At 66.5% G+C, this 13,137-nt stretch carries 8 protein-coding genes; 5 read left to right on the top strand and 3 right to left on the bottom strand.

Annotation, left to right across the window (positions count from 1 at the left end):
- Window positions 1-470 precede the first annotated feature (470 nt).
- Window positions 471-2,567, top strand: a complete 2,097-nt coding sequence (locus ABD848_RS00290) for a SpoIIE family protein phosphatase (protein WP_344966190.1) — start codon at window positions 471-473, stop codon at window positions 2,565-2,567.
- A gap of 415 nt (window positions 2,568-2,982) precedes the next feature.
- On the top strand, window positions 2,983-4,707 hold the full coding sequence (locus tag ABD848_RS00285; protein WP_344966704.1) for an RNA polymerase sigma factor: 1,725 nt from the start codon (window positions 2,983-2,985) through the stop codon (window positions 4,705-4,707).
- A gap of 392 nt (window positions 4,708-5,099) precedes the next feature.
- Here the strand turns inward: ABD848_RS00285 and yaaA are convergent, their stop codons facing one another.
- Both yaaA and ABD848_RS00275 read right to left on the bottom strand, forming a co-directional pair.
- Window positions 5,100-5,927 carry a peroxide stress protein YaaA gene (gene yaaA / locus ABD848_RS00280; RefSeq protein WP_344966189.1) on the bottom strand — a complete coding sequence of 276 codons (828 nt, stop codon included), beginning with the start codon at window positions 5,925-5,927 and terminating at the stop codon, window positions 5,100-5,102.
- A 454-nt stretch (window positions 5,928-6,381) separates the two neighbouring features.
- Window positions 6,382-6,615: a DUF7455 domain-containing protein gene (locus ABD848_RS00275; protein WP_344966188.1), complete on the bottom strand. Its 234-nt coding sequence runs from the start codon at window positions 6,613-6,615 to the stop codon at window positions 6,382-6,384.
- A gap of 326 nt (window positions 6,616-6,941) precedes the next feature.
- Here ABD848_RS00275 and ABD848_RS00270 point away from each other — a divergent pair, with 326 nt between their 5' ends.
- Complete coding sequence (locus ABD848_RS00270) at window positions 6,942-9,050, top strand: DNA gyrase/topoisomerase IV subunit B (protein ID WP_344966187.1); 2,109 nt, start codon at window positions 6,942-6,944, stop codon at window positions 9,048-9,050.
- A gap of 219 nt (window positions 9,051-9,269) precedes the next feature.
- Here the strand turns inward: ABD848_RS00270 and ABD848_RS00265 are convergent, their stop codons facing one another.
- Window positions 9,270-11,246 (bottom strand): heavy metal translocating P-type ATPase, encoded by a 1,977-nt coding sequence (locus ABD848_RS00265; RefSeq protein WP_344966186.1) that lies wholly within the window; start codon window positions 11,244-11,246, stop codon window positions 9,270-9,272.
- 169 nt (window positions 11,247-11,415) lie between these two features.
- On the opposite strand from ABD848_RS00265, the gene ABD848_RS00260 reads away from it, so the two are divergent.
- Window positions 11,416-11,754: an ArsR/SmtB family transcription factor gene (locus ABD848_RS00260; protein WP_344966185.1), complete on the top strand. Its 339-nt coding sequence runs from the start codon at window positions 11,416-11,418 to the stop codon at window positions 11,752-11,754.
- A 1,134-nt stretch (window positions 11,755-12,888) separates the two neighbouring features.
- On the top strand, window positions 12,889-13,134 hold the full coding sequence (locus ABD848_RS00255; protein WP_344966184.1) for a hypothetical protein: 246 nt from the start codon (window positions 12,889-12,891) through the stop codon (window positions 13,132-13,134).
- Window positions 13,135-13,137 lie beyond the last annotated feature (3 nt).

Below are 13,137 nucleotides of genomic sequence, written 5' to 3'. Positions count from 1 at the left end.
GGCTCTCGTCGTTGGCCGTGGTGCCACAGATACCGTTGATTTCGGTAGGTGTAAAACTAGTAACTCTGGGTAGCAAGACGATGTGGCGGTGAGTGGGGCATGATCCACGGATTAGGGAAGTCCAGAAACGAATCGATCGCGGCGCCATGGCCGATCGCCTCGTATTATTTACTTTCCGCTATGTCCGATAACTTTCCGATGGGCTGAGGTTCAGGCTGCCTTGGGCGCGTGTCTTATGCTGAGGCGATGTCGGCACCTCGACTTCGGCCCCAACCGCCTCTTTCGCTGGTAACCGACCGCGTCGCCCGGAGTCATTGGGTGAGGGAAACGATTCCGGAGGGCGCGGGCGGCAGCCCGCGAAAGACACAGGGCCGTGACGGCTCCGTGGAGTGAAGCGATATTCGTTATGCTGCTGACGCTCGCGTGAGTGGCCCCGCGCACAGGGATCAAGGACCCCGGAGGTGTGAACGGTGAGCACCGAGACGTCCATTTCGTTCCCGCGCGTGTCCAGACTCGACCCCACTGACACCGCTCTGCTGGAGACACTGTTCAAAGAGGCTCCCATCGGGTTGGCGTTCTTCAGCACCGATGGTCGGTTCCGGCGGGTCAACAGCACCTTGCAGGCGATCTACGCCAAGACGGAGGAGGAGTGTGCGGGGCGAACACCCGGAGATATCCTGCCGGCTGACGACGCGGCGGCACACGACAGCGCGATCTCTGCGGTCCTGGCCGGCCGTCCGGTGGTCACCAGCGACCGCCAACTCGTCGGTGGCCCCTCAGCCGAGGGGCACAGCCAAGCGCAGTGGTCCATGTCGTGGTTTCCCACCTATGGTCCCGAGGACGAGATCGCGGGAGTCGCGTTGATTGCGGTCGACCTCAGCGACCAGCACAAGGTCGAAACTGCGCTGCGGCGCAGCGAGGAGCGCTACCGTTCACTGTTGCGCGCCAGCAACCAGGTGGTCTGGGCCGCCGGACCCGATGGCCTCCTCTACGAGGACTGTGCCGAGTGGCGGGCGATCACCGGCCAGTCGCTCGAGGAGTACCTGGGAACTGGCTGGCTCGACGCACTCCACCCCGACGACCGCGAGCGCGTGGAACGTGACTGGAACGAATCAGTCACCGAATGTGTTCCCTTCGACACCACATTCCGTATCCGTACTCGCTCGGGAGACTTCCGCTACTACCAGTCACGTGCCGTGCCGATCAAACGCGGCAGCGAATTGGTGGAGTGGGTCGGCACCAACACCGATGTCACCACCCAGCGTGAAGCCGACGAGATGCGCCACCGTCTCACCCAGCAATTGGGAGAGGCGGCGCTACGCACCGTGCGGTTACAGAAAGCCACCTCCGACCTCGCCGAAGCCCTGACCGTCGACGAGGTCGTGCGCGCCATGGCTGAGATCGGCCGCTCGGCGGTAGGAGTCGACCGCACGGGTGTGGCCATGCTGGACCGCGAACGGTTGCGGCTGCGGCTGGTCAACGCCGACGACTCCTTGGGCACGGTCTCGACCGGCGAACCCGAGACCAGCTTGGACCAACCAACCCCTATGACGATGGCCGTGCGGGATCGCACGACTTTCATCGCCGGTAGTCCGCCCGAACTACGGGCCCTGCTCGACGACGATCCTCAGGTCGTGTCCTTCCTGCGCGACACCGATGAACGCGCCTGGGTGGCACTGCCGCTGCTCAGCGCCGGCCTTCCCATCGGCGCGCTACGGTTCGCCTTCAACGAGCCGCGCAACATTTCCGACGAGGAGAAGGTCTTCCTCGAAGCCCTCGCCGGGCAGTGCGCGCTCGCCTTGGAGCGAGCCACGCTCTTCGAGCGCGAACACGGCGTGGCCGAGTCGCTGCAAAACAGTTTCCTCCCTGAGGACCTGCCCGAGGTCAAGGGCATCCGCATGAAGGCGTTCTACCGTTCCGGCTCACAGCACGTGCAGGTCGGCGGTGACTGGTACGACGCCTTCCCGCTGCCTGATGGCCGGGTGGCCGGTGTGCTCGGGGATGTCATGGGCAAGGGCATCAAGGCGGCCACCGGCATGAGCCGTGTCCGTAACGCCCTGCGCGCGTTGGCTTTCAGCATGCCTGAGCCGGCCGACGTGCTCACCGGGTTGGATCGCATGTTCGACGCCACCGAGAGCGCCGACCAGATCACCACCCTGGCCTATTTCGTTCTCGACCCGGCCACCGGGCACGGTCGACTCGCCAACGCTGGTCATCTCCCGCCCCTGCTCGTCTCGCCGCAGAGCGGGCCGGTGCTCGTCGAGACGGAGCCAGCGACCCCGCTGGGTGTGTCGTCGGAGCGAGTCGACCACAAATTTTTCGTCCCACCCGGTAACACCGTCGTCCTCTACTCCGATGGACTTGTAGAGAACCGGAGACGAGCCGTCGCCTCCGGCATCGAGGAACTTGTCACCGTCGCGTCGAAAGCACCTGCGGAGGTGGTGGGGGACCCAGAAAAGATACTCGGATACCTTGTGGAGGGCATGCTCGCAGGGTATGAGCAAGACGACGACGTCACATTGCTCGCCGTCCACATCCCGGCCGTCGAGAGCCGAGACGACAACTAGACCGTACGAAGAACTCTCGCGCCTTACCTAAGGTGGAGAGGAAGCACAGTGGTGTTCCCGTTAACGCGGGAATGTATCTGATGAGGACCCGACGATGGGGTCTCGGTCGCCTAACCGCGGGCAAGATCCTACTGGGCGCACGTGTCAGAACGCTAGAGATGGCACGTACGCTCTAGTGAAAACGATGCCCCGTTCACGCGGGGACGACCCCGGGCTTGAGCGAGGAATGAGTGACACTCTCCCTCCTGACTCTTCGGGCCGCCGGGTCCAGCAATCTCGCCACACGTCCGTTCGAGAGGTGTTTGTGTCACCTGCCAGTTCGACCCGCTCGAAGCAGTCGGAGTCGCTGCACGAGCCCGTCATCCAGCAGTTGATCGAGCGTGGGCGGTCCCAGGGGTACCTTGAGCCCGAGGACGTGCGCCGTGCCTTTGAAGAGGCCGACATTCCGATGTCGCGGGCCCAGGCCGTGCTCCGCAGCTTGACCAAAGAAGGCGTCACTCTGGTTGTGGGGGCCGAAGAGTCCGCACCGGCGCGCCGCAAGTCCACGCGCCGCAAGACGGCCGCCGCAAAGAACGGTGGGGCCCAGGCCAAGCGGGCGGCGGCTGCCCAAGAGCAGTCTGACACCGTGACCGCCGTGGTCGACACGGCCGATGCGGCGACCACCACCGCTTCGAAGAAGCACGAGGCCACGTCTTCGGACAGTGGCGAGGGGACCACCAAACGTTCGACTAGTTCGGCCAAGACCAAGAGGTCGTCGAAGTCGACGAAGAAGTCCTCGGCCAAGAGCAACTCCTCGAAGAGCTCGGCCGCCACCAAGGAGTCCTCCGCTACAACGACGTCCGAGACGGCCGAGACTGAGACCGAGGAATCGGCCAAGGCGACCACCGACGAGGCCGTCACCGCTGACGCGCCCGCCGCCGAGGCCAACGACGGCGCGACCAAGGCCAAGGACACCAAGGACGAGGTCGTCCTCGAATCCACGGAGGACGAGGAGACCCTTGAGCTGGAGGCCACCGACGACCTTGAGGACGCCGGTGCTGAACTGGAGCTCGTCGACGACAGCGACGACAGCCCCGAGAGCGTTGATGGTCCTGTCGCGGGCTCCGGACTCAAACCCGAAACCGCCGGTATCCCGGAGAAGGCCGCCGCCAACACCTCCGATGACGAGTCGTTTGTCCTTTACGAGGATGACGACGACGCGCCCGCCGCTCAGGTCATCGCCGCCGGTGCCACCGCCGACCCTGTCAAGGACTATCTGAAACAGATAGGGAAGGTGCCGCTGCTCAATGCCGAGCAGGAGGTGGAACTGGCCAAACGTATCGAGGCGGGGCTGTTCGCCGAGGAGAAGCTCGCCGAGGACGGCCACGAACTCAGCAGGGACTTCCGCGACGAGCTCGAATGGATCGCCGACGACGGCGGCCGGGCGAAGAAGCACCTGCTGGAGGCCAACCTTCGGCTGGTGGTCTCGCTCGCCAAGCGCTACACCGGGCGCGGCATGCTCTTCCTCGATCTCATCCAGGAGGGCAACCTCGGGCTGATCCGTGCGGTGGAGAAGTTCGACTACACCAAGGGCTACAAGTTCTCCACCTACGCCACGTGGTGGATTCGCCAGGCCATCACCCGCGCCATGGCCGACCAGGCGCGCACCATCCGCATCCCGGTGCACATGGTCGAGGTCATCAACAAGCTGGCCCGGGTACAGCGCCAGATGCTGCAAGACCTCGGGCGCGAGCCCACTCCGGAAGAGTTGGCCAAGGAACTCGACATGACTCCGGAGAAGGTCGTCGAGGTGCAGAAGTACGGGCGCGAGCCCATCTCGCTGCACACTCCGTTGGGTGAGGACGGCGACAGCGAGTTCGGTGACCTCATCGAGGACTCCGAGGCGATCCAGCCCGGCGAGGCGGTCAGCTTCACCCTCCTCCAGGAACAGCTCCACTCCGTACTCGACACGCTGTCTGAGCGCGAAGCCGGCGTGGTCTCCATGCGCTTCGGGCTTACTGACGGCCAACCCAAGACCCTCGACGAGATAGGGAAGGTCTACGGGGTCACTCGGGAACGAATCCGCCAGATAGAGAGTAAGACGATGTCGAAGCTGCGCCATCCGTCTCGCTCTCAGGTGCTCCGCGACTACCTGGATTGAGGTACGAGATAGTCGCTTGGCCATGACTACCGTGTGTGGCTGGCTCGCCTGCTCTGTCCGGTGTGCCGGGCCGGTCGCACCGGCCGGCCCGGCATGCCCGGCGTCTTCCGCCGCCGGGGCGCCCGTGGTGTGGCGAAGCCCGGACGCTCCTGCGGCGGAAACGCGGTGATCCCCGTCATCCGACACTCACGATGCTGCCTTACAGCGTGTATGGACGGGATAAAGCACCGAGATCTATTCGTTACGCTGCACAAACGCTCCGCCGCTCGGTGCTGTGGCGGTGGCGCTGCGGTCTGGCCGGAGCCGGTGCGCTTGGCGTGGCGGGGGAGGCGCCCGAATCTCTCCCGCCCGCCACGGCCCATCACGTGAAGCCGGGCCGCCGGCCGGCGTGACTACGGCCCCTTCTTGTGACCGCCACCCGAGGTCTCGGCCACGATCACGTCCATGGTGCGGGTCGTGCCGTGGCGCGGCGGTGGGCCGAGTTCGACCCGGTAGCCCAGGTCGTGCAGTGCCGCGCTCAGTTCCTGCGGCGTCTCCGCGTCGACACGGGCAGCCAGAAGATCGTGGGCGACCGCGCCGCGCGTGGCCTTGGCCATGTGGCTCACCACCGACCGGTGGGTCTCGCCGTTGACCACTCGCTCGCTGCACACGCGCACGCTCACCGAGTGGCCGGCCGTGTCGGGGTCGGGCTTGAACGCGGCGGCGTAGGCCGCGGAGCGGCAGTCGACGATCAGTTGTCCCGTGGCCTGCTTTGTCAGCGGCTCGCTCAGGTGGCCGCGCCAGAACGCGCCCAGCCCTCCCAGTCGGGGCAGTTTCACGCCCATCGAGAGGCGGTAGGGCGGTAAGTGGTCCTCCGGGGTAACCACACCCCACAACCCCGAGAAGATCACCACCGAGGCGCGGGTTACAGCGGCGGAGTCTCCCGCCAAGAGTTCGGGGAGGCGCAGCGCGTCGTAGAGCACGCCCGTGTACAGCCGGCAGGCCGGCAGCGTGGCCGCTGTGCGCACTGAGCGGTCGCGCTCCACCTCGCCCATCTGGCGTGCGGAGAGCCCCAGGACTGTGCGGGCCCGCTCAGCGGGGCCGGCGCACAGTTCTTCCAGCTCCTCCAGGACCTGCGCGCGTGCCCCGTTGATTTCCGGAAGACTCAGCGTCGCCAGGTCCAGCGGCGGGCCGTCTCCAGCGGCGGCCTTGCCCTCCGAAGGCGGTAGCAGGATGAGCATGGGCTGGCTTTTTGGTCTTTCTTGGTCGGTGGGCTCGCTGTTTCCCGGCCCAGGCAGGCGAGGCTGTGGGCCGCCCGTCGAGTCTAGGTATGCGTGACGGGCGCGTACGGCAGAAACCGGCGGGTGCTTGTAGGGCCACGACCGGGCCGTCACGGGCACAGCGGCGGTTTCGGGAGCATGGTGAGCCTGCGGCGCCTTAGGGCACGACGGGGCGCGACCATGGCGCGTGGGGCGCTGGTGCGTAGCCCCGGTGTTAGCAATGCGATCGCCCGAGGTGGTGCTACGGCGACGGTGCGCGGCTATCGGTGGGCCGCCTCGGGAGCACGGCGTGGGAAACCTCTCCGGCGGCCAGAGCTTTGCACAGTCGGCGAGGGCTGGGCGGGAAGGTCACGGCATACGAATCAGCGGCGGCCCCGTTCTCACAGGGCCACCGCTGCAAGTCTTTTTTCGAGCCCTAACGCTCTTCATCGGGGGCAACGGCTGGCGTCGAGGCGTGCAGCCGGTCGGTCTCGTCCTGGATCTCCGAGGCCATCTTGCGGATCGAGTCGTCGTGCTGGCGCATGTGGTGAGCGCAGAACAGCAGTTCGCCACCAGAGTTGAGAACCACTCGGACATACGCTTGCGCGTTGCAACGATCGCAGCGGTCGGCTGCCGTCAACTGTTGCGTGGGGGCAAGGGTTCCAGTCACTTCGCCTTCCTCAATACTCGGCGTTAGTCACTCGGGACAACATCTAACCGGATCAAGAACTTCCCAACCAGGCCTTCTGTACGCCGACAGCGGAATCGGCCAGGTTTGTGATGTAGCTCTCTAAGCCGTTCTGGGTCGTTGAGATCGTTGCTCCTCCTCCTACCCGGTACTGTGCCGCACTACGCGGATGGTCGTATGTGCCGCTACCCTGCAATTCGAACTACTGTGCCTATGGCGTATTCAAGTAAGCGCGCACGCTCGACCGACAACGAGTGGGAAGCGCTCGCTGTGTGCCCGATCAGCCCCCGATAAGCAGGAGAGTCCACGTGACCGCCCTCCCAGCAGCCCTCCACGACCCCGAGGATTACTCCGCGCGACACCTTTCGGTCCTGGAAGGCCTTGAGGCGGTTCGCAAGCGGCCAGGTATGTATATCGGGTCCACCGACAGCCGTGGTCTTACTCACTGTATGTGGGAGATCATCGACAATGCGGTCGACGAAGCGCTCGGTGGCCACTGCACCCGCATCGACGTCGTGTTGCACCGTGACGGCTCCGTTGAGGTCCGTGACAACGGTCGGGGCATCCCCGTCGACGTCGAACCCAAGTCTGGGCTGTCGGGTGTGGAACTTGTCATGACCAAGCTGCACGCTGGAGGCAAGTTCGGTTCTGGCTCCTACATGGCCTCAGGTGGCCTGCACGGGGTGGGCGCCTCGGTCGTCAACGCGCTCTCGGGGCGGTTGGACGTCGAGGTGGACCGGCAGGGCCACACCCACGCCATCAGCTTCCGGCGCGGCATCCCCGGCCAGTTCGCCGACGCCGGCCCCGACGCCGACTTCACCCCCGGCACCGGCTTGAGGGAGGTGCGCCGCGTCGCCAAGAAGGTCACCGGAACGCGGGTCCGTTTCTGGGCCGACCGGCAGATCTTCCTCAAGGAAGCCGAGATCTCCCGCGACTCGCTGCTCGACCGGGCCCGCCAGACCGCTTTCCTCATCCCGGGACTGACGATCGCGGTTCGAGACGAGCGCGTCGAAGAGGAGACTCCCTACGAGGAGGAGTTCCGTTTCGAGGGTGGCATCGGCGAGTTCTGCACCTATCTCGCCCCTGACGAGGGGATCTGCGACGTGCTGCGCATCCAGGGCAGCGGGCAGTTCACCGAGACGGTCCCGGTGCTCGACGACGAGGGCCACATGACCCCGACCGAGGTCGAACGCAGACTTGAAGTCGACATCGCGCTGCGGTGGGGCACCGGCTACGACACAACGGTTCGCTCCTTCGTCAACATCATCGCCACCCCCAAGGGGGGCACCCACCTCGCCGGTTTTGAGCGTGCCCTGGTGCGGGTGATCAACGACCAACTGCGCAGCAGCAAACTCCTCAAGACCAACGACGACCCGGTGGTCAAGGAGGACGTGCTCGAAGGGCTGACCGCCGTGGTGACGGTGCGACTGCCCGAGCCGCAGTTCGAGGGCCAGACCAAGGAGATTTTGGGCACGTCAGCGGCGAGCCGGATCGTCTCCCAAGTGGTGGGCAAGGATCTGCGGCACTTCCTCACCTCAACCAAGCGCACCGAGAAGCAGCAGGCGCGTGCGGTGCTGGACAAGGTCGTCAACGCCGCCAAGGCGCGCATGGCTGCCCGGCAGCAGCGGGAGAACCAGCGGCGCAAGAACGCACTGGAAAACTCGGCGCTGCCGGCCAAGCTGGTCGACTGCCGCAGCGAGGGTCTTGACCGCAGCGAACTGTTCATCGTGGAGGGCGACTCCGCGCTCGGCACGGCCAAGCTGGCCCGCGACTCCGAGTTCCAGGCGCTGCTGCCGATCCGGGGCAAGATCCTCAACGTGCAGAAGTCGTCAGTAGCCGACATGCTCAAAAACGCCGAATGCGCGGCCATTCTCCAGGTCATCGGGGCCGGTTCCGGCCGCACCTTCGACGTCGACGCCGCTCGCTACGGTCGCGTCATCCTTATGGCCGACGCCGATGTCGACGGCGCGCACATTCGCTGTCTGCTGCTGACGCTGGTCTACCGCTACATGCGCCCCATGCTGGAAAGCGGGCGCGTCTACGCGGCCGTGCCGCCGCTGCACCGGGTTGAGCTCACCAACATCGGCAAGAAGAAGCGCGGCGCCAAGCAGCGCGACAAGTACATCTACACCTACTCCGACGCCGAGCTGCACGCCAAGCTGTTGGAGCTGGAGCAGAAGGGCTTCACCTGGAAGGAGCCGGTGCAGCGCTACAAGGGGCTGGGGGAGATGGACGCCGACCAGCTCGCCGAGACCACGATGGACCCGCGTTACCGCACGTTGCGCCGTATCCGTGTGGAGGACGCCGAGGAGGCCACGCGGGTCTTCAGCCTGCTCATGGGCAACGAGGTCGCTCCCCGGCGGGAGTTTCTGGCCAAGAGCGCCCAGGATCTGGACCTGTCGCGCATCGACGCATGAGCCACGGCGCCGTAGCGCCGCACGGGTGCTACCGGAGCGGCCGAGGCGCTCGTGGCATTGCGGTGCTCAGGCAAGGGCCTTCTCTGCACAGCGGCCGGTCGCGCGCAGCCGAGGGCACCTTCGGCGCAGTGGGTGCGCCCCTATAGTGGCGGCGCGCTGCCGCCGGTTCGCTGGCCGGCCCCGCCCCGCGCACGGCACGGGGGCCGTCTTCATGGCACCTCAGGAGCCTTGAGCGTCACGCCAGGCTTTGGAACGCAGCAGCCGCAGCCCGTTGAGGGCCACGAGCACGGTAGAGCCCTCGTGGCCGGCCACGCCGAGCGGGAGCGGCAGCGTCCCCACGAGATCCCATGTCACCAGCCCCACGATCACCGTTCCCGCGATCACCAGGTTGGCGATGACGAGCCGGCGGGCGCGTCGCGCGAGCGCGATGACGGTCGGGATCGCGTGCAGCTCGTCACGCACCACGACGGCGTCGGCGGTCTCCAAAGCGACGTCGGTGCCCGCTTGCCCCATGGCGATACCGGTGTGGGCGGTGGCCATCGCCGGCGCGTCGTTCACCCCGTCGCCCACCAGCGCGACCCGTTCACCGCGCTGGCTCAGTTCGTTCACTGCGGCTACCTTGTCCTCGGGGAGCAGCCCAGCCCGCACATCAGTGATCCCCACCGACGCGGCCACCCGCGCCGCTGCGGCGGCGTTGTCGCCGGTGAGCAGCAGCGGCGGGGTGCGGGTGAGGGTGGTGCAGCGGTGCAGTGCGTCGGCAGCCTCGGGGCGCGCCACGTCGCGCACGCCAAGGACGGCGACGGGAACCCCGTCGCGCGCCACCACCACGGCAGTGTGTCCGGCGTCGGTCATGGTGTGCGCGACCGTCCTTGCCCGCTGTGCCGCCGGGCCGCTGATCGCGAGCCGGTCGGCGGTGCCGACCTCGACTCGGTGTCCGTCCACGGTGGCCGTGACCCCGCGCCCGGGCAGGGAGACGAAGTCGCTCGCGCCGGTCACGGTCACTTTCGCCTGCCGGCTGGCGGTGACGATGGCAGTGGCTAGGGGATGCTCGCTGGGGTACTCGGCCGCGCCAGCCAGCCGCAGCACCTGTTCGTGTTCCAGGGGAGCCTCGCCGAGGAGGCGGACCTCCTCCAACACCGGCCGGCCCGCTGTGACGGTCCCGGTCTTGTCCAGGGCCACCACGCTGGTGTCGGCGAGGCGTTCCAGCACCACGGCGTTTTTGACGAGCACGCCGTGACGTCCGGCGGTGGACATGGCCGCCAACAGTGGCGGCATGGTGGCCAGCACGATCGCGCAGGGTGAGGCGACGATCATGAAGGTCATGGCGCGCAGCAGTGCCGACTCCACGTCGGAGCCCAGCAAGAGGGGGACGCAGAACAGCGCCACGGTGGCGACGACCACGCCGACGGAGTAGCGCTGCTCGAAGCGTTCGATGAACAGTTGCACGCGCGCCTTGGTGGCCGAAGCCTGGCGCACCATCGCCACGATGCGCGCCACGACCGTGTCGTGGGCCGGCCGGATGACCCGTGCCCGCAGCGTGCCGGTGCCGTTGATCGTTCCGGCGAAGATCTCGCGCCCGGCTTCCTTGGCCGCGGGCAGCGCCTCGCCGGTGATGCCGGCCTGGTCGACCTCGCTGGCGCCCTCGATCACCACCGCGTCGGCGGCGATCCGTTCACCGGGGCGCACGAGGATTTCCTCACCCACAGCCAGGTCTTCGGCTGCTACGAGTTCCTCGCTGCCGTCGGAGCGCAGCCGGGAACCACGGGGAGGGGCGAGGTCCAGCAGGCCGCGGACGGAGTCCTCAGTGCGGCGGGTGGCCAGGGCCTCCAGCGCGCCGGAGGTGGCGAAGACCACGATCAGCAGGGCGCCGTCGAAGACTTGGCCGATCGCGGCGGCGCCGGCTGCCGCGATCACCATCAGCAAATCCACGTCCAGGGTCTTGTCCCGCAGCGCGCGTAGTCCCGCCCAGGCCGGCTCCCAGCCTCCGGCGAGGTAGCAGCCGGCGTACAGCGGCAGGTGCAGCCATGGCGGTGCGCCGAGGAAATCGGCAGTGGCGGCCAGTGCGAACAGGGCAAGGGCTACAGTCGCCCAGCGCGCCTCGGCCACGGCGAATATCGGGGTGCGGGACGTGGCCGGCGCGCCGCGTGGGCAGGAGTGGGGCTGGTGCTCCTGTGCGGTGGCGACGGTCGGGGGCATCGGTGGCCCTTCCGGATCGGCGGTACGACCCGACCAACCATACACGTACATATGAAGACGTCTTCATTTGATGATTGGTTTGGGGGTGGCGGTGATGTGGCCCCTGCGTGGGATGTGGTGCCGTGGCGTGCCCCGTACCATTGCGGACATGGGGCACAAGGCGAGTGATATGTCCGCGACGGTTTCGGCGGGCCCGGCGCGGTTGGACGCCGCTGGAGCCGCGGCGGTCGCCGAGACGCTACAGGCGCTCGCTACGCCCAGCCGACTGCTGATCCTGACCGCGCTGCGCGCCGAGCCGCAAACGGTGGGCCAACTCGTCGAGACGGTTGGCATGACCCAGTCGGCGGTCTCACACCAGTTGCGGCTGCTGCGCAACCTCGGTCTGGTCATCGGAACGCGCGATGGCCGCAGCATCAGCTACGCGCTCTACGACCACCATGTCGCCGAACTGCTCGACCAGGCGGTCTACCACATCGAGCACCTGCGGCTAGGGGTCTCGGACCGCTGAGGCCACCCGCGGCCCACTTTGCCCGCAGTTCTCGGCGGCCCAAGCGTGGGCGGTTCCCAGCCGGCCGGCAACAGTACCCCGCTGCGGCAGCGGTCGGGGCGGTTCCTGGGGTGGGGTGGGTGGCGTCGTTAGCTTGAGGGGGATGGTGGCTGAGGTGGCCGCAAACGAGGTGGGGACCATCGGGGTGAGAGGTTGCCATTACCGCCCCGGGACGCGACAGGCGAGTGCCCCGGGAATGGCGTCAGGGCGTGGTGTCCGCCCCCAGGAAGACCCGCCCCATTGGGCTGCCGAGATCGCGGAGCGATCGAGGCACGAGCGGTGGGAGACGCCCTGCGCCCTCCTCCGTACCGCTCCACACCACGCCCCAGGTCCCGCGTGGGCTTGAGTTCCAGAGGTCGTTGCAACACCCTCGCCTCTAGAGGGGTGTGACGGACGGCTTCGAGATCCGCAAGAGCCGGAACCACAGCGGCGCTCTCCCGCCCGCCCCGCGGCACTGCGAGGCGAGTTCGGTAGGGATCGACGACGGTCTGAGTACAACCGCCGAAAACCGGAGGAGAGCGCGGGTGAGTTCGCCGCTCTCGTGGGCCTCGATACTTCGATTGTGTGCGAATGGATTCACGTCGGTAGGCTCCTCGATCGAGATCGCTGGCGGGTAGAGATCTGTTTCGAGGAAACTGTTGAGGCCGTCCTGATGGGATAGATACCGCATGTGGCGATAAGCCATGATCGAATTCGCTGGTGAGGTCGGTGGGCGTAGATCCCTCCTCTCGCGTCCCCCGTATGGTGCCGCGTGGCCGTGCTTGTCATGACCGTGGCGGGCGGGATATATGTGGCCTTTGACCTGCGACTTCCGGTTGGTTAAACCGTTTCCTCGGTGGATATTTTTTCTAGAAAACCTTTTTTGTCGGTCTGTATATTTTTCACTGTATTTCTAATAGGAATTTTGTGGGGCGAAATGTGGTGGGTGTTGCTTGGGGGTGGCGAGAGGGTGCGTTAAGTGTGAAGAGTTCATATTTGCCCGCGTTGTGCAGTGTCCATAATTTTGTTTATGGAAGGCGGGGGGCTTGTTTCTGTTGTTTTTCTTTGGTCATCTTGGTTCAAGGAATCGAATTCTCGATGGATTGGAGGAACACTATGGCAGCGAACACGTCCCTGCCGGGCCTCGACGGCGAGGTGACAGCTATGGACCGCGCCGCGGTGGCCGAGCTGGTGAGCAGCACCGAGACGGCCCAGATGCCGGCCCACGCGGCCCCCCGCGGGGCCGCCCTGCTCGCTCTGGCCGCCGCCGCATTGCTGTCGGCCGATCCCGACGACGGCGAGCCGATCGAGGACGCCTACGAGGGCATTATCCAGAACCTCGCCTGCGCGCAGGTCTTCTAACGA

Source organism: Salinactinospora qingdaonensis (genome assembly GCF_039539445.1).
In the GTDB taxonomy this organism is placed as follows: domain Bacteria; phylum Actinomycetota; class Actinomycetes; order Streptosporangiales; family Streptosporangiaceae; genus Salinactinospora; species Salinactinospora qingdaonensis.
This window is presented reverse-complemented; position numbering and strand designations above follow the sequence as displayed.